This window comes from Thermomonospora catenispora, assembly GCF_006363815.1.
Classification (GTDB): domain Bacteria; phylum Actinomycetota; class Actinomycetes; order Streptosporangiales; family Streptosporangiaceae; genus Thermomonospora; species Thermomonospora catenispora.
In genome coordinates this window covers 64,828-87,456 of the sequence record NZ_RRYT01000011.1, presented here as the reverse complement: position 1 = coordinate 87,456, position 22,629 = coordinate 64,828, and the positions used below count along the sequence as shown (strand labels likewise).

Here is a 22,629-nt window from a genome sequence, read left to right as displayed (position 1 = left end):
GTCGCCCGGAGCGGCTCAGCGGCGACGGTGGACGCCCCGGTAGCGGCGGCGGCGCCGGGCCGGTGCGGCGTTCGTCCCGGCCGACCCGGCGGCGGCCGCGGCGGCTCGGCCGCGGTTCAGCCGGAGCTGGGCCGCCAGCAGGAAGAACGCCACCAGCAGGGCCGACAGCCAGGCCGCCTGGGCGCGCGCCAGCCGGTCGAGCTCCTGCCGGGAGGCCACGGGGTCGCCGCGCAGCGTCGTCTGCGGGGCGACCTGTGCGGCCGTGCCCGGCGCGACCGACGGCAGGGGGGCGTTCGCCTGCGGCGGGCGGACCGGCGGCAGCGCGGCGGCCGACCCGTGGGGCGCGGGCGGCGCGTCGGAGACCCCGCCGGAGATCGACGGGTCGTCCGATCCGCCGGAGGAGACCCCCGACGGCCCCGACGAGGAGGACGAGGGGCGCTCCAGCCGCCCCGGATCCCCGGAGGGGGTCGCGGCGGGCTTGGAGGGGGATTTGGAAGGGGTCTTGGCGGGGGGTTCGGTGGGCGTCGCGGTGGGGGTCGGCGACGCCGTCCGCCGCTCGACCCGCACGGTCTCCTCGTCCGAGCCCACCTCGATGTCGTCGGGGTCGCGGACCGAGGCGACCAGCGTCAGCGTCTCGGCCGCATAGTCGGCGGGGAGCGCGAGGGAGACGCTCTCGGTGTCGCCCGCCGGCCCGCCGTCCTCCGGCCCCGACAGCTCGCACGGCTCGTCCTCGCTGCAGCGCGACACGGAGAGGTCGGGAACGCCCGGCGCCTGCACCACGAGCTTCAGCTCGGCGAGCGGATCCCGCGGGGCCGGGTCCTGCGATCCGTCCGGCGGCTGCGGCCCGTCCGCCTCCCGGGGCGTGACCGTGACCGTGACCGTGAACCGCTCGCCCACGGGGACCGGCTCCCGCACCGAGAGCTCGACCGTCACCCGGTCCTGCGCCGCCTCGTCGGCCGGGGAGTCCGCTCCGGCGGGTCCGTTCAGCGCCCAGGCGGGATAGGCCACTCCCAGCGCGACGATGGCAGCCGCTCCCAGTCCCACCGCGATCGGGTTGCCCGCCGATCGGAACACGCCCCCGTACCTCCGTCGATCGCCTCCGGACGGGACGATCCACCCCGGGATCCGTCACACCGTGCCGTCACGTCACTTGGGTGTACGGAACCATCCGAACATGGATCATCCTCATGGGCAACCCGGAACGGAGCGTGAAGATCACACGAACACTTCGCGGAGGTCCTCCACCTCCGAGCGCGCCGCCCAGGCCTGCCACACCCCGTGGTCGATCCGGTCGAGCTCGAGGCGCTCCGCCACGTGGGCCCGCCCTCCGGCGTATTCCACGCGCAGCCAGTTGTCGTGCTCCCCGACCACGATGAAGGGCTCACCGCGCCAGGTGCAGGCCGTGCGGACGTACCGGAGCGACTCCACCTCCTCGGCGGGCACCACCCGGCAGTGCCGGCCCGGCCGGACCTCCTGGAAGCCCTCGGCGGGGCCGGCGGCGTACAGCCTGATCCGGCCGTCGGCCCCCGGGCTGGCCTCGTACTCCACTCCCTGCCACGTCGCCAGGTACCCGTCACGGATCATCGGCCGACCTCCGCCCTGTCCTCGCGTTCCGTGGTCCCCTCGGACTCCTCCTGCTCGGGGCGCACCCAGGCCAGGCGATCGGGGTCGTACATGGCCACGAACCGCTCGGTCCCGTCCCGGCCCAGGTAGTACATCTCCGCCCCGTGCGGCAGCCGGGCGCTGTCGACCTTGTACTCGCGGATCGACCCGGCGCTGCCGGGGGCGAACCCGGTGCCCAGGAACGGCGGCCGCTCCTGCACCCAGCCGGCCTCGCCCCAGGATCGCACCTCCTCCTCGGTCCGGCCGCCGAACGGGATGCGGTACAGGTCCGGGCAGTACCCCGGCCAGCGGATGACGTACACGCCCTCGTCGTCCAGGGAGAACGGCGAGTCCTCGTACAGCAGCCCGAGCGCCTCGTACAGCTGCGCCGGGGTCCGCAGCTCGGCCACGTCGGACATCAGGTGCACGAACCCGCCGATCCGGTCATAGCCCTGCTCCAGATACCAGCCGACATGCCCGTGCGGCACGACCTTCTGCAGGGTGGGGGGCCGTCCGGAGGGGTCGGCGTGCGGCCCCCCGTGGACCGCGCCGGCCACCGGACGTTCGGGCCGCCGGGGCCGGTGGACCGGCTCGGCGGCGCCGGCCGGCGGCATCGCCGCCTCGGCCCCCGCCGGATCCATCACCGTCTGCGTCGGGTCGCCGCCCGCGGAGCCCTCCACCGGGTCGGCGGTGGTCCGCAGCGGGTCCTCCACCCGCGGCACATCGACCATGGTGGCCGTGGGGTCGTTCGGCGGCGGCATGTCGTCGGTCACCGGCGGCAGGTCGAACACCGTCTCGGCCGGGTCGTCGGAGGCCGGGGCCGGCGCACCGGGCGACGGGGCGGGCGCGGCCGGCTGCGGGGCGGCCTGCGGGGGCGGGGCCTGCGGAGCCGACGGCCGCGGCTGGAGCAGGCCCACCCGGACCGCCCACTCGCCGAGCGCCTGCACCTGGTCGCCCTCCAGGGAGGCCCCGATGCGGGTGCCCGGGTTCAGCGCCATCCGCCAGTCCGAGCGCGGCCAGTGCCGGATCAGCTCCCGGAAGTCGGCGTACACGAACCGGGAGGCGGGCAGCACCTCGCGCAGCCGCAGCAGCGAGGTGAACACCTGCACCGTGGTGGCGTCCCGCATCGCCGCGGCCCAGCGGAACTCCGGATGCGTCGGGGAGACCTCCAGCGGCGCGTCCGCCGGGATCGGCACCAGCACGTTGGCCGCCAGCAGCACGCGCAGGAACGCGTCGGTGTCCCCGGCCAGCACCGCCTCGTGCAGCTCCTGGTCGATCCGGTTGCCGGGCTCGAACGGCGGCTCGGGCCGCTCGGGCGGCTCCGCCGGCTCGGGCCGTTCGGGCTGCTCGGAGAGCTGAGCGGCGGGCTCGGCGGGCCGGGCGGGCACCCAGTCCTGCGCCGCCTCCTCCGCCCGGTCGGCGGCCTGCGGCGCGTCCGCGGCGGGATCGTGGACCGTTTCCAGGGCCGGCTCCCGGGCCGGCTCCGGGGTCGGCTGCGGGGCAGGCTCCGGGGCCGGTTCGGCGGCCGACGGGGGAGCGGCGGCCGGGGCCGCCGTCGCGGCCAGCTCCCGGATCCGGTCGGCGGTCAGCACGGTGCCGATCGGGGTGGCGGGGTCGATCACCAGCGCCCACTCGTCGTTCGGCCAGGCCGCCAGGATCTCCCACAGCCCCGGCATGACGAACCGGGACGGGCCGATCGTCTCGTGCATCCACCGCAGTGAGGTGAACACCTGGATCGCCGGGACGCCCCGCACGGGCACCGGACGCCACGGGAACTCCGGATCGTCCGGACGGATCCCCCACGGGGTGTCGGGATCGGCGGGCACCAGGACCTGGGCCCCGGCCAGCACCTTGTCGAACGCCTCGCCCTCCGGTGCGGCCGCGGCCTCGACCAGCCGCTGCTCCAGGTCGTTCTGCGGCTCGAAGCCCTCGGTCGCGCGCTGCGCGGCGACCTGGTCGGCCCACTCCGACAGCCCGGCCAGCCGGTCGCCCGGCAGGACGGCCCCCACCGGGGTGCCGCCGTTGACCGACAGTCCCCAGCCGCGGTCGGGCCAGTACCGCGCCACCGCCGTGAACGGCACCGTGATGTGCTCGGCGGGGCCCTGCCCGGCGCCGTCGCCGGCCGCGTCGCGCAGTCGCTCGGGCGAGGTGAACACCGGGACGACGGTGTGCCCCTCCACCTCCTCGGTCCGCCACGGGAACCCCGCGCGGCCCGGCTTGAGCGCATAGTCCATCTCCCGCGGCACCGGCAGCAGCACCTCCGCGTCGGCCAGCGCCTTGAGGAACGCCTCCTCGTCGTCGTCGGCCAACGCCCGCAGCAGCTCCCGCTCCACCTCGTTGGCGGGCTGGAACGCCTGCTCGGAGGCGCTCGGGGCGGGCTCGGCGGCGTGCCGGGCGGTCACCACCGCGTTCGGCGGCTCCTGCGCCGCCGCCTCCGGCGCCTGCGGGGCCGGGGCGGGCGCGGTCAGCGGGCCGGCGCTCGGCGGACGCGGGTCGCCCTCGACCAGCTGGGTGAGGAACCACGACGGCAGCCGGGCCTCGATCGGCAGGCCCGCGTCGACCAGCAGCCACCAGCGGGCGTCGGGCCAGGCGGCCGCCACGTCCGGAAAACGGAGCGTGACAAAGTGCCGATGGGCCGAGCCGAGGCTCTCCCGCATCGCCGCCGCCGAGGTGAACGCCAGCACATGGACCCGTTCGCGCTCCCGGCGGGACGGCCACGGCGGCTGCGCCCGTCCCGCCAGCACCTCGTCGACCAGGTCGGACGGGACGGGGACGACGAGCTCGGCCTGCGCCAGCACCCGGAAAAAGGTCTCCTGGTCACCGGCCTGCACGGCGTCCCGCATCCGGTGTTCGAGATCGTTCGCCGGCCGCCACGCGTCGGCCACGTTCGCCACCCCCTGGTGAGGCTCAGTGCGCCCCCATATCACCGAGCACACTTACGGACCCGCATACGCTACACGGGCGAATGGACGGCACGTGCCCGCCCCCGAGCAGGCGAGCGGTCCTGCACGGCGGTGCTTCGGCCCAGAGTAGGCGGCCGATCGGAGGTGTTCCACCGAGCCGGGACGGACGCGTGCACGGCGGTGGATGCGCAAGGATGGGCACCGCCGGTGGGTCCATTCTGGGAGGGTTCGATGCGTGACGGGGTGCGATGCGGCGGTGCGGTGCGGGGGACGACCGCCGCGCTGCTGCTGGCGCTGGTGGCCGTCGGCGCCGGCGGCTGCGGGATGTTCGGCGGCAACACCAGGGAGGTGTGCGCCGACAGCAGACGCGCGGTCCAGGAGTTCGTGAACCGGCTCAACCAGGTCCCCGCCAACGAGCCGGCGCGGTGGAGGCAGGTCACCGAGCAGCTCGCCGGGCGTTTCGACGCCCTGGCGGACACCGCCGAGGACGCCGCGCTGCGCAAGGCCCTCAAAGAGGAGTCCGCCCGGCTGCGCACCGCCGCCAAGGCCTTGGCGACCGGGGACGCGGCCCCGCTCACCGCCGCCCTCTCCCGGACCCCCGCCCATCTGGGCGCCGCCTGCGAGTGACCGGGGGCGGCCTCCGTCGCGATGCCCGGCCGCGGTGACCTGGATCGCGGCGGCCTGGGAGACGCCCTCGAACGTGATCTCGGACACGTGGGGCGCCCGCCGCCGAGGACAGGCGCCCCACGCGGCCCGTCGACGAGCCCCGGAGGGCGTCAGGGCCGGGAAGGGCTCAGGAACGGCGGCCGGTGAACGTGCCGTTCTGCTGCGGCAGCGCGTTCATCCCGCGGAGACCGTCGCCGCCGTCGCCGCCGCGACCGCCGCGGCCGCCGCCTCCGCCGGTGGGCGGCTCGAACGGCGGCTCCGGGAGCTGCGGCTCCTCCGGCTCCTCCGGAGGCCCGCCCGGACCGCTCGGACCGCCGGTGCCGGGCCCCTCGTCGCGGGACGGCGGGCTCAGGTCCGGCCCGCTCGGGCCGTTCGGACGGCCGGTGGAGTCGCCGGCGTCCGGCGCCGGTCCCTGGACGCCGCCGCCGGGGGCGTAGGTGGACGGCGGGCCGAAGCTCTTGGGCGGCAGATTCTTCAAGGACACCGCCTCGGTCATGTACGACCGCCAGATCTGCGCCGGCAGCACGCCGCCGTAGGCGCTGTAGCCGCCGATGTCGACCTGCTTGACGGGGCTGTCGCTGCGGAAGATCGCCACCGAGGTCGCCATCTGCGGGATGAACCCGTTGAACCACAGCGCGTTGCCGTTGTCGGTGGTGCCGGTCTTGCCCGCCACGTCTCGTCCGTCGAAGAGCCGGGCGGCGGTGCCGGTGCCGCTCTCCACCACCTTGGTCATCGCGTAGGTGGCGTCCCGGGCCACCTGGGTGCTGAACACCCGCTTGCCCTTCTCGGTGTAGGTGTGCTCGTCGCCGTCGAGCTCCTTGACGGACTTGATCACGTGCGGGGTGCGGAAGACGCCCTCGGAGGCGAACGTCGCGTACACCCCGGCCTGCTGCACCACGCGCACCGACGCCACGCCGAGCGGGAAGGTGGGCGCCTTGTTGGCGCCGTTACGGGTGAGCTGGTCCTTGGGGATGCCCATCTTGACGGCCAGATCGGTCACCTTGTCCAGGCCGATCTCCTGGCCCAGGTTCACGTACGCGGTGTTCACCGAGTTCTGCGTGGCGGTGACCAGGTTGATGTAGCCGTAGCTGGTGCCGCCGCTGTTGCGGACCGGATGCCCGTTGTAGTACTGCGGCGAGGCCCCGTTCACCGTGGTGTTCAGCGTCTTGCCCGCGTCCAGCGCGGCGGCCAGCACGATCGGCTTGAAGCCCGATCCGGCCTGGGCCCAGTGCCCGAACGACGTGGACAGCTGCTCCACCAGGTAGTCGCGGCCGCCGTAGAACGCGACCACCTCTCCGGTCTTGGGGTCCACCGACACCAGCCCGGTGAGGGTGGTCTTGCCGGTGTTCTTCGGCAGGTTGGCCTTGACCGCCTTCTCGGCGGCGTCCATCAGCTGCTTGTCGAACGTGGTGGTGATCTTCAGGCCGCTGCGGTTGATCTCGTCCTCGGTGTAGCCGCGGCGCTCGCGCAGCTCCTTCTGCGCGATCCGGACCATGTAGCCGACCTGGCCCTTGAGGACGTCGGTGACCTTCTGCTTGACCGGCATCGGGAACTGCATCCGGGCGGCCTCGTCCGGGGTGAGCGCGCCGGTCTCCACCATCGCCCGCACCACCGACCGCCAGCGGCCCTCGGTCATCGCCCGGTTCTCCCCGGTGGGGTCGCCGAACGGGGTGGGCTGCTGGATCGCCGCGGCCAGATAGGCGGCCTCGGCCTTGGTCAGCTGGCTCACGTCCTTGTTGTAGTAGGCGTGCGCGGCGGCCTGGATGCCGTAGGCGTCCCGGCCGAAGAAGATCGTGTTGAGGTACTGCTCGAGGATCCAGTCCTTGTCGCGCTGGCTGTCCACCTTCAGCGCGACCATGATCTCCTTGAACTTGCGGCTGATCGTGCGCTCTTGGCCCAGCCCCTGGTAGTAGTTGCGGACCATCTGCTGGGTGATGGTCGAGCCGCCCTGCAGCTGCTCGCCGGTGACGGTCGACCAGAACGCCCGGATCGTGCCGCGCACCGACACCCCGGGGTCGTCGTAGAAGCTGCGGTTCTCCGCGGCGATCACCGCGTCGCGGACGTGCTCGGGAACCTGCTCCAGGTCGACCTTCTGCCGGTTCACCCCGATCTTGGCGATCAGGGTCTTGCCGTCGTTGTAGTAGAACTCCGGCCCTTGCGCGATGGCGTCCTCCTGCGGGGAGGGCACCGGGGTCAGCAGGTACGCCACCGTGAACGCGGTGACCGCGAGCAGCAGGAGGCCCAGCACCCCGAAGACGACCCGGCGGGCGATCCGCACCGCTCGGCTGCGCGGCTTGCGTCGCCTGCCGCTCCCGCGGCCTTCGCCCGCGTCCGCAGCCGCCCCCACAGCCGTGTCCCCCTCCGGCTCGCCGGTCGTGCGACTTTCGACCTTCTCCTTGTCGACGTCCTTGTTGACGCCCGTGACGACCTCGGAGTTCGCCTCCGTGCCGCCGGCGTTCGATCCGTTGTGATCCTCCCCACCGGCGCCGCTGTCGGAACCCCCGCCGGAGGCGGTTTCCGCGGCCGACCCGACGGAGCCCGGGAGAGCGGTGCCCGCGACGGCCTCCGCGGCGGTGCCCGCGGAAGCGGCGCCCGTGGCGGCCTCGGCGGCGCCCGCGGGGGCGGTGTTCGCGGGGGCGGCTCCCGCGGCGGCGGTCTCTGCGGCGGCGTCCCCCGAGGAGGCCGTCGCGGCGGGCCGGGGCGGCTCGTCCTCGGCGATCACCGGGAGGTCGACGGCCGTGGTCTTGGCCGAGGCGTGCTCCGTGGGGTCCTCCGCCGTCGCGGCGGCGTCCTCGGCCGGCCGGTCGTCCTCGGGGCCGTCCTCCGCCGCGGCCGTCGGCGGCGGGCCGGCGTCGTGCCCGACCGTCGGCCGCTCGGCGTCCGCGGCCTCGTCCGCGGCGTTCCCTCCCGCGTCGGCGGCGTCCGCGGGCGCCTGCTCCCGGGCGGCGCCGTCCGTCGGCTCCTCCGCCGGCGGAGGAGCCGACCGGTCCTCGGCGGCCTCGTCCTCCAGGACCGGCAGGTCGACGACGGTGGCCTCGCTCGAGGCGCCCTCCGGCGCGGACCCGGCGGCCTCGGGGGCGGCCGGCTCGGGGGCGTCCTCGGAGCCGTTCGCGGGGACGGGATCGNGCCTCGGGGGCGGCCGGCTCGGGGGCGTCCTCGGAGCCGTTCGCGGGGACGGGATCGGTCTCGGAGGCGGTCTCCAGGTCGATGGGGTCGGGTGCGGTGTCCTCGGGCGTGGTCCCGGCCCCGGCGTCCCGGGAACCGGTCTCCTCGGTCCCGGCGTTCTCCGGCGGTCCTGCGGTCTCGGCCGCTCCGGCGACCGCGGGCTCGGCGGCCTCGGTCGCATCGCCCTCGGGGGCGGGGTCGGGCTCGGCGGTCTCGGATCCGGTGTTCGCGGGGGCGGCCTGCGGCTCGATGGGGTCGGGCGCGGTGTCCTCGGGCGCGGCGGTCCCCGGGTCGGCCTCCCGGGAGCCGGTCTCCTCGGTCTCGGCGCCCTCGGGTTCGACGGCCTCGGCCGTCTCGGAGTCGGTGGTCTCGGAAGCGGTCTCGGGGCCGGTGGTCTCAGGTGCGGTGCTCTCGGGGTCGGTGGACATCTGGTCGGTGGAAGAGGGGTCTGTGACGACGGGCGGGTTCTGAGCGGACGAGGAACCGGGAGCGGAGGCGGCGGGTTCGTCGTCCGCGGGGTCGGGGGTCGGCGGATCCTTCCTGCGACCGGCCCTGGTCTCGTCGGATCCCTTGCCGCTGCTGCTCACTCGCCCCCCGTGATGGTCCGATGACGGATGCCCGCCGAGATCGTCCGCTGTGTCGGTGCGTCAACGCTCACGTTCGATGGCTTCCACATTGACGACGGTCAACACCCTTCGAAGGTTGTCGTGAACGCCGTTCGGTCGGTGCACGGAGACGAACGGCGCCCCGCGGCCGCCCGGTGGGCGACCCGGAACGGCGAGACGGCGGGAACTCCCGTCCGGAAGTCCGCCGCCGTCTCGGCAATACGATCGTGGATCACTTGGGCGCGGTGCCGAGCACGTCCACGATGAACACCAGTGTGTCGTCGCCCTTGATGCCGGCGTCCGGGTTGCCCTTCTTGCCGTACCCGTCCTTGGGCGGCACGATCAGCATCACTCGGCTGCCGACCTTCACCCCGACCAGGCCCTTGTCGAAGCCGGGGATGGTCTTGCCGGTGCCGATCTCGAACTGCTGCGGGAAGCCGTGCTTCCAGGAGGAGTCGAACTCCTTGCCCGTCCGCCAGATGAGGCCCTTGTAGTGGGTCATCGCCTCGTCGCCCTTGGCCAGCTCCGGGCCCTCGCCCTTGATGAGGGTCTTGACCACCAGCTTGCCGGGGGCCTCGGCGTCGGGCATCTTCACCTCGGGCGCCTTGCCCTTCTCCGCCGTGACCGTGGGCAGGCCGTCCTCGGAGAACTTCTTCTGCTCGTCGGGCAGCGTCGAGGGGAACGCCTTGATCAGGTCCAGCACGAACAGCAGCGAGTCGTTCTTCTGCAGCCCGAACTGCGCGGCCTCCTCGCCGATGTCCTTCTGCGGGATCTCCACCATCACCCGGCTGCCGACCGCCTGACCGATCAGCGCCTTGTCGATGGCCTTGTCCAGGCCGGTGGCGTCCTTGCGCCCGACCGCCAGCCCGCGGGGCCCGCCCTGGGCGTAGCTGCTGGCGATCTTGTTGCCGTCCTCCTGATCCTCGTCCTCGCCCATTCCGGCGGAGGGGGTGGGCTTGGTGCCGAGCCAGCGGTAGTAGGCGAAGTGCAGGTACACCACGTCGTCGGCGGCGAGCTTGGCGCCCGTGCCCTGGATGAGGACCTTGGCGGAGTACGACCCGCTGGGCCGCACCTCGTCGGGGATCTTCACCTTGGGCTCTTTGCCGAACGCGCCGGTGACCTCGAGGGTCGGGCCGGGACGGGTGAACCACCAATAGCCCACGCCGCTCACCGCCAGCGCCGCCGCCAGCAGCCCGGCGATCATGATCCGCCGTCGGCGGCGCGCCTGCGCCGCGGTCAGCGGAGAGGGGCGGGCAGGGATCCGACGGTCGCGTCCTGCGCTGATGCCGTGCGGCGTGAAGTTCGACGGTTTGATGCCCTGGGGGCTCGGCAGCTTGGCCTTCAGGCGCGGGGCCGGGGGCGGCCCGCTGTCCGGCTTGTCATCCTCGGGCATTTTCCTCACTGTCTCCGGCTAGACGACACCTCAAGAGCACACCACACCTTGCCGCCACCGGCCTAAAGAGAGCGTGAAACCGTGCGGGCAAGATCGGACCGAATGTATCGGCCCGGACCGGTCGCCGGAACCGGATGGGAGCGGTGAATCCCACCAATCCTGGGACCGGTCGAGACCCCGGGATGTGGAGCCGTGCCCAAGGCAGTCTAACCGCGCGGGATGGCACCGTTCCGGGTCCGGCGACGAGGCAGGCGGCCCCCGGGCTTGTAGATCGACAGCGCGGTGGCGGCCAGCAGCATCGCCAGCTGGGCGGCGACCTCGGCGTTCTGCGCCCACTGCCGCCCGGCGGTCAGGGCGGGGGCCGAGGCGAGCTCCTCGGGGTGCGACAGCAGCGCGCCGATCAGGATCACGGCGACCAGCAGCGCCGTCTTGGCGACCACCCACACGTGCCGCAGCACGCCCCAGCGGGTGCCCAGCCCCAACGCGATCCCGCTGGCCAGGGAGATCATGCTCAAGGGGATGCCGCCGGCGCGGACCAGCGGCGTCTGCAGCCGGTAGGCGTGTTCGGCCAGTCCCGCGTCGTCGGTCAGCGTGGCGGTGAGGTCGAGCACGGTCAGCGCCCAGACCTCTCCGACCAGGGCGACCGAGGCGAGGATATGGAGGAGCAGCAGGGCCTTGCGGGCGCGCGGGCGCAGCCGGATCCTCGGCGCGGCGGCGCGGGCGGGGCGTTCGACGACGGACATCGCGGGCTCCCTCGCTCGAGGTCTTCGGGCGTACTCTCCGCAGACTCGCCGCGCGGTCCCGCGTCCGTCGTCGCACGGGCGGCGGATTCCCCGCTGCCCCGCGGGGAGCAGCCGGCCCGCCCCCGCATGCTCCCGCCGCGGTAGGCCGAGGGCGGCGCGGGGGACGGCTCAGGGCCTCAGCGCCGCTCCTCCGCCGGGCGCAGCAGCGCCTCCTGGGCGATCGAGGCGACCAGCACGCCGTCCGCGGTGTGCAGCGACCCGCGGGCCAGGCCCCGGGCGCCGTGGTTGACGACCGGGTCCACCGAGTACAGCAGCCACTCGTCGACGCGGGCGGGCCGGTGGAACCACACGGCGTGGTCCAAGGTCACCGCCTGCGCCAGCCGGCGCGGCGAGCCCGGCGCGCGGGCGCTGCTGACCACCGCCATGTCCGACAGGTAGGTGGTCAGGCAGGCGTGCAGTCCCCGGTCGTCCTCCAGCCGGTCGGCGAGCCGGATCCAGAACGGGTGCGGCAGCGGGAAGCGGCCGGGCAGGGGCGTGCGTACCGTCCGGATGTCGAACATCCGCGGATGCCGCATCCGCCGCAGCGCCTCCGGCCGGGGCAGCTCCTCCGGAGCGGGGACGCGGGGCGGTTCGGGAGGCGGCCAGTCGTAGCCGGGCTCGGGGTCGTGGAACGAGGCCACCATCTCGAAGATCGGCTTGCCGCCCTGGGCGGCCGTCACATGTCGGGTGGAGAACGCCCGCCCGTCCCGGGTGCGGTGCACCTCCAGCCGCAGCGGCTCGCCGGGCGTTCCGGGGCGGAGGAAATAGGCGTGCAGCGAGTGCGGCGGGCGGTCGGGCGGGACGGTCAGGCAGGCGGCGCGCAGGCTCTGCGCGGCGACCTGCCCGCCGAACAGCCGCTCGCGGCCGTACCCGTCGGGGGCGACCAGGAAGACGTCGCCGTCCAGCGGCTGCAGGGCGAACAGCCGGGCGACGGCGGAGCGGACGTCCGCCGCCTCGCCCGGCGCTCCCTCCGAGGTCTCGTCCGGCATTGGAATCCCCTTCGGTTTTGCCCGCCATGGTGGCATGCGCCGAAGGTCCCGTCCGGTTCGGGTCCGCCGGCGGGTTCGTTCCGCCTGCTCGCGGGCAGGGTCGGAGCGTTCCCTCCATGAGGGGCAAGGCGGACGGGCCGTCCGAAGTCGTCCGGGCAGGGAGGAACGGGCCGATGACCGATGTGATGACACCGACCGCGCCCGCCCTCGCCGACGAGGAGCTGCGGGCGCTGCACGCGCACTGGCGGGCCGCCAACTACCTGTCGGTGGGGCAGATCTACCTGTTGGACAACCCGCTGCTGCGCGAGCCGCTCAGACCCGAGCACATCAAGCCGAGGCTGCTGGGGCACTGGGGCACCACGCCCGGCCTGAACTTCTGCTACACGCACCTGAACCGGATCATCAAGGCCCGGGACCAGGACATGATCTACGTCATGGGCCCCGGGCACGGCGGACCGGCCGCGGTCGCCAACGCCTGGCTGGAGGGCACCTACAGCGAGATCTACCCGGAGGTGCCGCAGGACGAGACGGGGATGCGGCGGCTGTTCCGGCAGTTCTCCTTCCCCGGCGGGGTGCCCAGCCACGTCGCCCCCCACACGCCCGGATCCATCCACGAGGGCGGCGAGCTGGGATACGCCCTCGCCCACGCCTACGGGGCCGCGTTCGACAACCCCGACCTGGTGGTGGCCTGCATCGTGGGCGACGGGGAGGCCGAGACCGGGCCGCTGGCGGCGAGCTGGCACTCCACCGCGTTCCTGGACCCGGTCCACGACGGGGCGGTGCTGCCGATCCTGCACCTGAACGGCTACAAGATCGCCAACCCGACGGTGCTGGCCCGCATCCCCGAGGCCCGGCTGCTGGCCCTGTTCGAGGGGTACGGGCACCGCCCCTACGTGGTGTCCGGCGACGACCCGGAGACCGTGCACCGGGAGATGGCCCGGGCGCTGGACCGGGCGATGGACGAGATCGCGGCGATCCAGCGGGCGGCGCGAGAGGGCGGCGACGGGTCCCGGCCCCGCTGGCCGATGATCATCCTGCGCACCCCGAAGGGCTGGACCGGTCCCCGGGAGGTCGACGGACTGCCGGTCGAGGGCACCTGGCGGTCCCACCAGGTGCCGTTGGCGGGGGTGCGCGAGGACCCCGCGCGGCTGGCCCGGTTGGAGGCGTGGCTGCGCTCGTACCGGCCCGAGGAGCTGTTCGACGAGAGCGGCGCGCCGGTGCCGCTGGTCCGCGCCCAGACGCCGGAGGGCGACCGGCGGATGAGCGCCAACCCGCACGCCAACGGAGGCCTCCTGCTGCGTCCGCTGGCCATGCCGGACTTCCGCGACCACGCGGTGCCGGTCGACCGGCCCGGGGCCGCGTCCCACGAGCCCACCCGGGTGCTGGGCCGGTTCCTGCGGGACGTGATCGTCGGCAACCCCGGGACTTTCCGCATCATGGGCCCCGATGAGACCGCCTCCAACCGGCTGGACGCGGTGTTCGAGGTCACCGACCGGGTGTGGCGGGCCGAACGGCGGGACACCGACGAGCATCTGGGACCGTCGGGCCGGGTGATGGAGGTGCTCAGCGAGCACCTGTGCCAGGGCTGGCTGGAGGGCTACCTGCTGACCGGCCGGCACGGGCTGTTCAACAGCTACGAGGCCTTCGTCCACATCGTGGACGCGATGTTCAACCAGCACGCCAAGTGGCTGAAGGTCGCCCGGAGCCTGCCGTGGCGGCAGCCGATCGCCTCGCTGAACTACCTGCTGTCCTCGCACGTGTGGCGGCAGGACCACAACGGCTTCACCCACCAGGACCCCGGCTTCCTGGACGTGGTGATGAACAAGAAACCCGAGATCATCCGGGTCTATCTGCCGCCGGACGCCAACACCCTGCTGTCGGTGGTCGACCACTGCCTGCGCTCGCGGGACTACGTCAACGTGGTGGTGGCCGCCAAGCAGCCCACGCCGAGCTGGCTGTCGATGGAGGAGGCCGCCCTCCACTGCGCTCGCGGCATCGGCATCTGGGAGTGGGCGAGCACCGACGCGGGCGCCGACCCCGACGTGGTGCTGGCCTGCGCGGGGGACGTCCCGACGCTGGAGACGATGGCCGCGGTGGACCTGCTGCGCCGCCATCTGCCCGAGGTGCGGGTCCGGGTGGTGAACGTGGTGGACCTGATGCGGCTGCAACCCGACACCGAGCATCCGCACGGGCTGCCGGACGCGGAGTTCGACGCGCTGTTCACCACCGACAAACCGGTGATCTTCGCCTTCCACGGCTACCCGTACCTGATCCACCGGCTGACCTACCGCCGCCACGGCCACGCCAACCTGCACGTGCGCGGCTACAAGGAGGAGGGCACCACCACCACGCCCTTCGACATGGTGATGCTGAACGACCTGGACCGCTTCCACCTGGTCATGGACGTCATCGACCGGGTGCCCGGGCTCGGCGGGCGGGCCGGGCACGTGCGGCAGCACATGACGGACGAACGCCGCCGCCACCGCGCCCACACCCGTGAACACGGCCGGGACCCCGCCGACGTCACCGACTGGGTCTGGCCCGGCTGACGGCCCCGTCGCAGGAGGCCCGTCGCAGGAGGCCCGTCGCAGGAGGCCCGTCGCAGGAGGCCCGTCGAAGGGAGGAACGGCCCATGCGGGTGCTGACGGTCAATCCCGGATCCAGCAGCCTGAAGATCAGCGTCCTGGAGGACGACGACTCCCTGGTGGGACACGCCGAGCTGAGCACGGGCCCGGTCCGGCGGGAGAGCGAGGTGCTGGCCGGCGCGCTGGCGGGCCTGCCCGCCCCGGACGCGGTCGGCGTGCGGTTCGTGCACGGCGGCGCGGAGTACCGGGGGCCGGTGCTGATCGACGACCGGGTGACCGAGCGGCTGCACGAGCTGGCCGACCTGGCGCCGCTGCACCAGCCGCTGTCGCTGTACGCGCTGGGGGAGATCCGGCGGGAGCTGCCGGACCTGCCCGTGGTGGCGTGCTTCGACACCGCCTTCCACGCCGGGATGCCGGACGCCGCGGCGACGTTCGCGCTGCCCGCCGCCTGGCGCGAGCGCTTCGGGCTGCGGCGGTACGGGTTCCACGGGCTGTCGCACTCTTACGCCGTCCGCCGGGCGGGGCGGCTGCTGGGCGCCGACCCGGCCGCGCTGCGGACGGTGGTGTGCCATCTGGGGGCGGGCGCCTCGCTGGCGGCCGTCGCCGGGGGCCGCTCGGTGGACACCACCATGGGCTTCACCCCGATGGACGGGCTGGTCATGGCCACCCGGCCCGGCAGCCTGGACCCCGGCCTGCTGCTGTGGCTGCTGGCGCAGGGGATCTCCGCGGCGGAGCTGCAGGAGACCCTCACCCGCCGCTCCGGGCTGCGGGCGCTGGCCGGCACGGGCGACATGCGGGAGATCCGGCGGCGCGCCGCCGAGGGCGACGCCGACGCCCGCCTGGCGCTGGCGGTCTATCTGCACCGGCTGCGGGGGTGCATCGCCGCCATGACCGCCGCGCTCGGCGGGATGGACGCGCTGGTGTTCACCGGCGGGGTCGGCGAGCACGACGCCCGGCTGCGGCGGGAGGTCGCCGAAGGGCTGGCGTATCTGGGGGTGGCGGTGGACGAGCGGGCCAACGGGTCCGCCCGCGGCGACGCCGACGTCACAGCCCCGGGCGCGGCCGTCCGCACCCTCGTCGTCACCTCCCGGGAGGACCTGGAGATCGCCGCCGGGGTGCGTCGGGTGCTGGGCCGCTAGTACGCCGCTAGTACGAGGCCGTTGGCACGAGGCCGTCGTTACGCCGCGCGACCGTGCGAATCGGTTATGCCACAATTTTTCCTCCAGGCGCGCTAGATTGGGTCCTCGCGTTCACTTTCCTGTCGATCCAGCGCTCGGCTCGGGGTGGGAGCGATGGATTCGCAGACAATCTGCGACCCAGAGTGAGGAAAAGTGATGGATGGGACCTTTCAAGCCGCCAATCCGTCTTCCACCGAGCAGCCGCCCCTGCGCGAGCTGGCCGCCGATCCCCTCATCACCCGGGACTACGAGGCCCGGCCCGCCCTGGTGTATGAGTCCCTGCGCGCCCGGCACGGCGCGGTCGCCCCGGTCGACCTGCTCGGCGTGCCGGTGTGGCTGGCCCTGGGCTATGCCGAGGTGCTGGAGGTCCTGCAGAACCGCGGCCGCGTCTGGAGCAAGCGGCTGGACGCCTGGCGGGACTACGCCGAGGGCCGGGTGCCGCGCGACTGGCCGCTGCTGCCCGCGCTGGAGGTCGACCACGTGGTCTTCCAGGAGGGCCGGCGGCTGGAGGAGTTGCGCGGCGCCTACCACGCGGCGCTGAGACCGTTCCAAGACCCCTCCTCCCCGCAGGCCGGGGAGCTGCGGGCGGCCACCGCCCGCTACGCCGACGAGCTGATCGACGTGATCACCGAGGGCGGCGACAGCGGGTTCGCCGACCTGTCCGCCCAGTACGCCCGGCCGCTGCCGCTGATGGTGGTGGACCGGCTGCTGGGCTTCGCCAACGGCGCCGACGAAGAGGTGCTGATGGACATGTGGCGGGTGCTGGACGCCGGCCCCGACTCCGGCCCCGCCCTGGAGCGGCTGCTGTCGGCCCTGGCCGGGCTGGCCGCCGCCAAGATGACTCGGCCCGGCGAGGACTTCCCCTCCTACATGCTGGCCGCCCGTCCCGAGTTCACCGTCGACGAGCTGTCCCGCGAGCTGATGATGCTGGTCGCGGTGGCCGGAGACTTCCCCGGCGTGCTGATCAGCAACACCGTGGTGGAGGTGATCAACGGCGGCGCCGGGGCCCGCGAGAGCCTCTCCAGCGGGCTGATCCGGGAGACCGTCAACCGGGTCGTGATGGCCAATCCGCCGATGGCCAACCTCACCATGCGCTGCCCGTCCACCGACGTGCGGCTGGGCGGCCGGCTGATCAGGGCGGGCGAGCCGGTGATGCTGTCGGTGGCCGCCGCGCACGCCGACCCGGCGTTCACCGGCGGGGCCGACCCGAGCCGGTCCGATCGGGTCTACCAGACCCGCGCCCATCTGGCCTGGGGCGCCGGCCCGCACCACTGCCTGGGCGTCGGGCTGGCCACCATGATCGTGGAGATCGCGATCGAGCGGCTGTTCAGCCGGTTCGGCGCCCTGTCGCTGACGCTGCCCTCCGACCAGCTGCCCTGGCGCTCGTCCCCGCTGATGCGCGGCCTGCGCTCGCTCCCGGTCCGCTACCGGGTGGCGCCCCGCCCGGCGCAGGCCGCCCCCGCGCCTCGGCCCGCCCCGGCCGACCCGGGCGCCCCGCCGGCCTCGGCCGTCTCCCAGCCCGAGCAGTCCCGCTCGGCGCTGTGGCGGTTCCTGCGCGGTCTGCGCCGCGGCGGGCGCTGATCACCGGCGCCGGCAGGCCGTCGGGACGTCGGGGCGCCCGCCGCCCCGACGGCCTCCGCCGTGCCGTTCCCCGGATGGAGCCCGCCGGCCGGTCGCTCCTCGGCGGTGCACGTCCTCACCGCCGGGCTCTGTGCAGGTCGGCCGCGGTCCGGCGCGCTCTCGGGCCGGACGGCGCTGCACGGCCCTGAGTCGACTCCAAAGTGAGAGCGCGAAAGTGTGTGGGGCCGCACAACGCCGGGCGGGCGCCCGCACTGCGCCGGGGAACCGGCCCTGACCAGGGCCGATGCGGGCCCGCCGGAGGAGCGCTCAGCCGGCTGACAAACCGCGGGGCCCGAGTTTGTCCGCTGCGCCGAGGCGGCGTACGTCGCGTCCGCTTACACAACAACCGTCATCCGTCTCAGCGCAGGAGGAACCCGACATGTCTCTCACCGGTCGATCATCCCCCGCCGTGCGCCGGGTGCCGGTCCTGTTGACCGTGCTGGTCCTGGTGCTCTCGACGCTGGCGGCCGTCGAGGGCGTCGCCCGCGCCGCCGACCTGCGGCCGATCGTGTTCGTGCACGGCTTCTTCGGCTCCGGCAGCCAGTTCCAGACCCAGGCCAAGCGGTTCGCCTCCAACGGCTACCCGGCCGACTACATCGACTTCGTCGACTATGACTCGCTGTTCCTCAACGAGTCGCGAAGCGACGTGCTCGCCAAGCTGGACCGTACGATCGACCGGCTGCGGCAGCGGCACGGCGCCGACAAGGTCGACCTGGTCGGCCACTCGATGGGGACCGCGCTCTCGCACGCCTACCTCGGCTCCCCGCAGCGGGCCGCCAAGGTCGCGCGGTACGTCAACATCGACGGCGTGACCGCCGGCTCGCCGCCCGGGGGCGTGCCGACCCTGGCGGTGTGGGCCGAGGGCCGGGGGAACGCCTCCATCCCCGGCGCCGTCAACGTGCACCTGAACGACGAGTCGCACGTGGAGAACGCCTCCTCGTCGGCCACGTTCGCGGCCATGTACGAGTTCTTCACCGGTGAGCGCCCCCGCACCACCGACGTGGTCGCCGAGAGCGGGCAGATCCAGATCGCCGGCAAGGCGGTCCGCTTCCCCAGCAACACCTCGCCGGGCGACGCGACGATCCAGGTGTTCGAGATCGACCCGGCGACCGGTCGGCGGATCGGGCAGGACCCCGTCGCGACGCTGAGCGTCGCCTCCGACGGCTCGTGGGGCCCGTTCACCGGCCGCGGCGACGCCCACTACGAGTTCCTGCTCACCCGCTCCGGCACCCGGCAGCAGCACCACCTGTACTTCCAGCCGTTCCGCCGCACCGATCTGGGCGTCCGGCTGCTCAGCTCCGACCCGGGCACCGGCATCGACCGGCTGATCCATCGCAGCCGCAACCACGTGGCGCTGCTGGCCTACCGCAACAAGGAGTGGTGGGGCGACCAGGGCGCCTCCGGCGACCGGCTCACCGTCAACGGCGTCTCCGTGGTCAACGCGGGCACCACCCCGCGCGACCAGCGCGTCATCGGCCTGTTCGTCTTCGACCGGTTCTCCGACCGCCGCTCCCACCCCGACACCTCGTTCGGGCTGTTGGGCCTCCTGCCGTTCATGACCGCCACCGACGTGTTCCTGCAGGCGTCGGCGGATGCGAGCGGCAGCGTCGTCCTGGAGACCGTCCAGCGCGGCGGCAGCGGCGCCGTCGAGCGCCTGGCGATCCCTGACTGGCCCTCCGACGCCCACACCGTGACGGTGAACTTCAACGACTTCCCGTCCTGATCCGGCCTCACCGTCCTGATCCCAGGGGTCCGCGGGTCCGTTCCGTCTCCGCCCGGAGCGGACCCGCGGTCATTCGTCCGACCCGGCGGACGGACCGGCGGACGGGCGGGTGAAGCGGCGCAGCAGGACCGGCAGGGCCAGCCGCTCCACCTGGCCGGGGGCGACGGCGTCCGGCTCCAGGTGACGCTGCACCAGGGCGCCGTCGTACAGCGCGACGATGACGCGGACCACGTCCTCGGGCGGGGTGACGAACGTGCGGCCCGCCCGGCGGACCGCCTTGACGATCAGGGCGATGAGCTGCTCGGTGAAGCGGTCGCGCTGCCGCCGGAGCTCGACCGCGGCCCGGGGGTCGCGGGCGGCGTGCAGGATCAGCTCGGTTCCCACCAGCCACCAGCGGCGGTCGTCGTTCATCGCCGACAGCACCGTGTCGACCGCCTTCTCCAGCACCGCGTCGCCGTCGCCCTCCAGCAGCCCCGGGTCCGTCAGGATCTCGCCCACCCGCTCCAGGACCTGCTCGCACCGGTCGTCGGCGACCGCCAGCAGCAGCTCGTCCAGGGTGCGGAAGTTGGAGTAGAACGCGCCGCGGGTGTAGCCGGCCCGGTCGCAGACCTCCTCGATGCTCGCCCCGCGCAGGCCCCGCTCGGCGAACACGTCCAAGGCGGCCTCCAGCAGTCGCCGACGCGTCTCGGCGCGGCGCCTGGTGACCCGCTTGGGCTTGGATCGTGGCTCGGGGCCTGCGCTCGTCATCGTGCTCCCCGGGGGCGGTGGGGCGTGCCGCGGCGGGCCGTGCCCCCGCGGCCCGCCGGGCGCGGCCCGCGGCGGATGCGTGCTGTGGGCATCGGCCGGCCTTTCCTGGTGCGGGCGCGGGGGCGGCCGCTCGGCCGCGGGCCCTCCGCGCCGGTGGACGGAACGGATCGTGGTCTCATGGCGACCGCCGGGCGCCGGGTGAGGCGGGGGAGGCGGCGCCCGCGGGGCTCGGTATGTCGTCTATCACATGCGGGCCCGCGGGGCGATGCTCGCCACCGCCCCCGCGGGCCCGGAGAGTTCTTCCGGGCGCGGGGGACGGGAGCCCACGTCCGGCGCCGCACCTTGGCCTACCGGCGGCCCTTCCGGGCGTCCGGGGCGGGGCCGGCGGTCCGGGGCGGCGACGCCTCCGCGGTCAGCGGGGCAGGCCCGCCGGCTGCGGGGCGGGCGGCGGGGCGGGTTTCGCGGCCAGCGACTCGCCCTCGATGTCGACCCGCGGCAGCACCCGGTCCAGGCGGGCGGGCAGCCACCAGGCGGCGCGCCCGGTCAGCGCCAGCACGGCCGGCACCAGCGTCATCCGCACCACGAACGCGTCCACCAGCACCCCGGCCGCCAGCGCCAGCGCCATCGGCTTGACCACCATGTCCTCGGTCGTCACGAACGAGGCGAACACCGAGAACATGATCAGTGCGGCGGCGGTGACCACCCGGGCGGCGTGCCGGGAGCCGGCCACGATCGCCTCGCGGGGACCCGCGCCGTGCACGAAGTCCTCCCGGATCCGCGACACCAGGAACACCTCGTAGTCCATCGCCAGCCCGAACAGCACCGCGATCACGATGATCGGCAGGAAGCTGATCACCGGACCGGTGGTGTGCGCGCCGAACGCCTCCGCCAGCCAGCCCCACTGGAACACCGCGACCACGATCCCGAACGCGGCCCCCACCGACAGCAGGAACCCGACGGCGGCCTTGACCGGCACCACCACCGATCGGAACACCAACAGCAGCAGCACCAGCGCCAGCCCCACCACCACGGCGGCGAACGGCGGCAGCGCCTCCGACAGCCGCTGGGAGACGTCGATGCCGGCGGCGGTGCTGCCGGTGACGGCGATGGACGTGCCGGTGGCCTTCTCCAGGTCGCCGGCCCGGTCGCGGATGGCGCGGACCAGGTCGGCGGTGGCCTCGTCGGCGGGGCCGGTGCGCGGGATCACCTGGACGATCGCGGCGTTCCCGTCCGGGCTGAGCTGCGGCGCGGACGCGCCGACGACGCCGGGCGTGCGCGCGACCTCGGCGGCGACCCGGCCGGCGGCCTGCTGCAGCCCGGCCTTGCCGGAGGAGCCGGGTTCGATCATCAGCAGCAGCGGCCCGTTGAAGCCCGGCCCGAAGCTCGCGGAGATGATGTCGTAGGCCTGCCGTTCGTTGCTCTCGGGGGCCGAGCGCCCGTGGTCGGGCAGGGCCAGCGACAGATCGCGGGCGGGCAGCGCCAGCACGCCCAGCCCCGCCAACAGCACCAGCACCGTGACGGCGGGCCGGGCGATCACCAGCCGGGCCCACCGCTCGCCCAGCGATCCGGGGCCCTCGCCGGCGGCCAGCCGGGCGGTGCGCGACCCCGGCCTGGGCCGCAGCCGCTCCCCGGCCAGGCCGAGCAGGGCGGGCAGCAGGGTGATCGCGACGGCCACCGCGATCGCCACGGTGAGGGAGGCGGCCAGGCCCATCACGGTCAGGAACGGGATCCGCACGATCGCCAGCCCCGCCATCGCGATGATGACGGTCAGCCCGGCGAACACCACCGCGCCGCCGGCGGTCCCGGTGGCCCGGCCGATCGACTCCGGCACGCTCATGCCCTCGGCGAGCTGGGCCCGGTGCCGCGACAGCAGGAACAGCGAGTAGTCGATGCCCACGGCCAGCCCGATCATCAGCGCCAGCGTCGGGGCGGTGGACGACAAGGTGATCAGCTCGGTCAGCGACAGCAGTCCGGCCAGCCCCACGCCCACGCCGAGCAGCGCGGCCACCAGCGTCATCCCGGCGGCCAGCAGCGACCCGAACGTCACCAGCAGCACCACCAGCGCGACCACGACGCCGATCAGCTCCGTGGCGCCGACCGGGACGCCGGTGGTCTGGTAGGCGTCGCCGCCGACGACCACGCGCAGGCCCGCCTGCTCGGCGACCGCGACCCGGCGTTCCAGCTCTTCCAGGGAGCCGTCCTCCAGCTCGGCGGTCTTCACCGGGTACTGCACCTGGGCGAGCGCCACCCGCTGGTCGCGGGAGACGGTGCGCGCGGTGAACGGGTCGACCACGGCGGCCACCTGCGGGGCGGTGCGCGCCGCCGAGAGCGCCCGGGCGATCGCGGCCTGGGTCTGCGGCGCGGTGATCGTGCCGCCCTCGGGGGCGATGAAGACGACCTGCGCCGAGGTTCCGGAGGCCGCCGGGAAGCGTTCCGCCAGCACGTCGAGCGCCTGCTGGGACTCGGTGCCCGGGATGCGGAACTCATCGTCGGTCTGCGCGCCGGAGGCCGCCACCCCGGCGACGGCGGCGACCAGCAGGATCACCCAGATCCCGATGACCGCCGCTCCGCGCCGGGCGGACGCCCTCCCCAGTCGGTACAGGAGCGTCGCCATACCGTTCCTCACGTTCGATACATGAATGTATTGGATGCTTCAATGTATCGGATTCAT

Annotated in this window: 14 protein-coding genes; 5 read left to right on the top strand and 9 right to left on the bottom strand. The window is 74.0% G+C overall.

The window, feature by feature from the left end:
* Positions 1–15 precede the first annotated feature (15 nt).
* The 3 genes from EIO00_RS24175 to EIO00_RS11145 form a co-directional block, all read right to left on the bottom strand.
* Positions 16–1,074: a protein BatD gene (locus EIO00_RS24175; RefSeq protein ID WP_161602697.1), complete on the bottom strand. Its 1,059-nt coding sequence runs from the start codon at positions 1,072–1,074 to the stop codon at positions 16–18.
* A 141-nt stretch (positions 1,075–1,215) separates the two neighbouring features.
* Entirely contained in the window at positions 1,216–1,584 is a 369-nt protein-coding gene (locus EIO00_RS11150) for a hypothetical protein (RefSeq protein WP_140177880.1), read from the bottom strand.
* A complete protein-coding gene (locus EIO00_RS11145) occupies positions 1,581–4,487 on the bottom strand; it encodes an SseB family protein (RefSeq protein ID WP_140177878.1) in 2,907 nt (968 codons plus the stop codon). The genes EIO00_RS11150 and EIO00_RS11145 overlap by 4 nt, the downstream gene beginning before the upstream one ends.
* A 249-nt stretch (positions 4,488–4,736) precedes the next feature.
* Here EIO00_RS11145 and EIO00_RS11140 point away from each other — a divergent pair, with 249 nt between their 5' ends.
* Entirely contained in the window at positions 4,737–5,132 is a 396-nt protein-coding gene (locus EIO00_RS11140; protein ID WP_140177876.1) for a hypothetical protein, read from the top strand.
* A gap of 166 nt (positions 5,133–5,298) precedes the next feature.
* Here the strand turns inward: EIO00_RS11140 and EIO00_RS11135 are convergent, their stop codons facing one another.
* The 4 genes from EIO00_RS11135 to EIO00_RS11120 form a co-directional block, all read right to left on the bottom strand.
* Positions 5,299–7,518, bottom strand: coding sequence for a transglycosylase domain-containing protein (locus EIO00_RS11135; protein ID WP_241661273.1), 2,220 nt, complete (start codon positions 7,516–7,518; stop codon positions 5,299–5,301).
* A gap of 1,655 nt (positions 7,519–9,173) precedes the next feature.
* Positions 9,174–10,334, bottom strand: coding sequence for an FKBP-type peptidyl-prolyl cis-trans isomerase (locus EIO00_RS25615; protein WP_140177875.1), 1,161 nt, complete (start codon positions 10,332–10,334; stop codon positions 9,174–9,176).
* Between the two features lie 206 nt (positions 10,335–10,540).
* On the bottom strand, positions 10,541–11,077 hold the full coding sequence (locus tag EIO00_RS11125; protein ID WP_140177873.1) for a hypothetical protein: 537 nt from the start codon (positions 11,075–11,077) through the stop codon (positions 10,541–10,543).
* A gap of 176 nt (positions 11,078–11,253) precedes the next feature.
* Positions 11,254–12,105: an acyl-CoA thioesterase gene (locus EIO00_RS11120; protein ID WP_161602696.1), complete on the bottom strand. Its 852-nt coding sequence runs from the start codon at positions 12,103–12,105 to the stop codon at positions 11,254–11,256.
* 173 nt (positions 12,106–12,278) lie between these two features.
* Between EIO00_RS11120 and EIO00_RS11115 the strand changes: the two genes are divergently transcribed.
* From EIO00_RS11115 to EIO00_RS11100, 4 genes are all read left to right on the top strand, one after another.
* Entirely contained in the window at positions 12,279–14,654 is a 2,376-nt protein-coding gene (locus EIO00_RS11115) for a phosphoketolase family protein (protein WP_175596190.1), read from the top strand.
* Between the two features lie 83 nt (positions 14,655–14,737).
* Positions 14,738–15,829, top strand: a complete 1,092-nt coding sequence (locus EIO00_RS11110) for an acetate/propionate family kinase (protein WP_140177870.1) — start codon at positions 14,738–14,740, stop codon at positions 15,827–15,829.
* A gap of 195 nt (positions 15,830–16,024) precedes the next feature.
* Positions 16,025–17,449 carry a cytochrome P450 gene (locus tag EIO00_RS11105; protein ID WP_140177868.1) on the top strand — a complete coding sequence of 475 codons (1,425 nt, stop codon included), beginning with the start codon at positions 16,025–16,027 and terminating at the stop codon, positions 17,447–17,449.
* 418 nt (positions 17,450–17,867) lie between these two features.
* Positions 17,868–19,211, top strand: a complete 1,344-nt coding sequence (locus EIO00_RS11100) for an alpha/beta fold hydrolase (RefSeq protein ID WP_161602695.1) — start codon at positions 17,868–17,870, stop codon at positions 19,209–19,211.
* Between the two features lie 69 nt (positions 19,212–19,280).
* Here the strand turns inward: EIO00_RS11100 and EIO00_RS11095 are convergent, their stop codons facing one another.
* On the bottom strand, positions 19,281–19,958 hold the full coding sequence (locus EIO00_RS11095) for a TetR/AcrR family transcriptional regulator (RefSeq protein WP_140177864.1): 678 nt from the start codon (positions 19,956–19,958) through the stop codon (positions 19,281–19,283).
* A gap of 412 nt (positions 19,959–20,370) precedes the next feature.
* On the bottom strand, positions 20,371–22,572 hold the full coding sequence (locus EIO00_RS11090; protein ID WP_140177862.1) for an MMPL family transporter: 2,202 nt from the start codon (positions 22,570–22,572) through the stop codon (positions 20,371–20,373).
* Positions 22,573–22,629 lie beyond the last annotated feature (57 nt).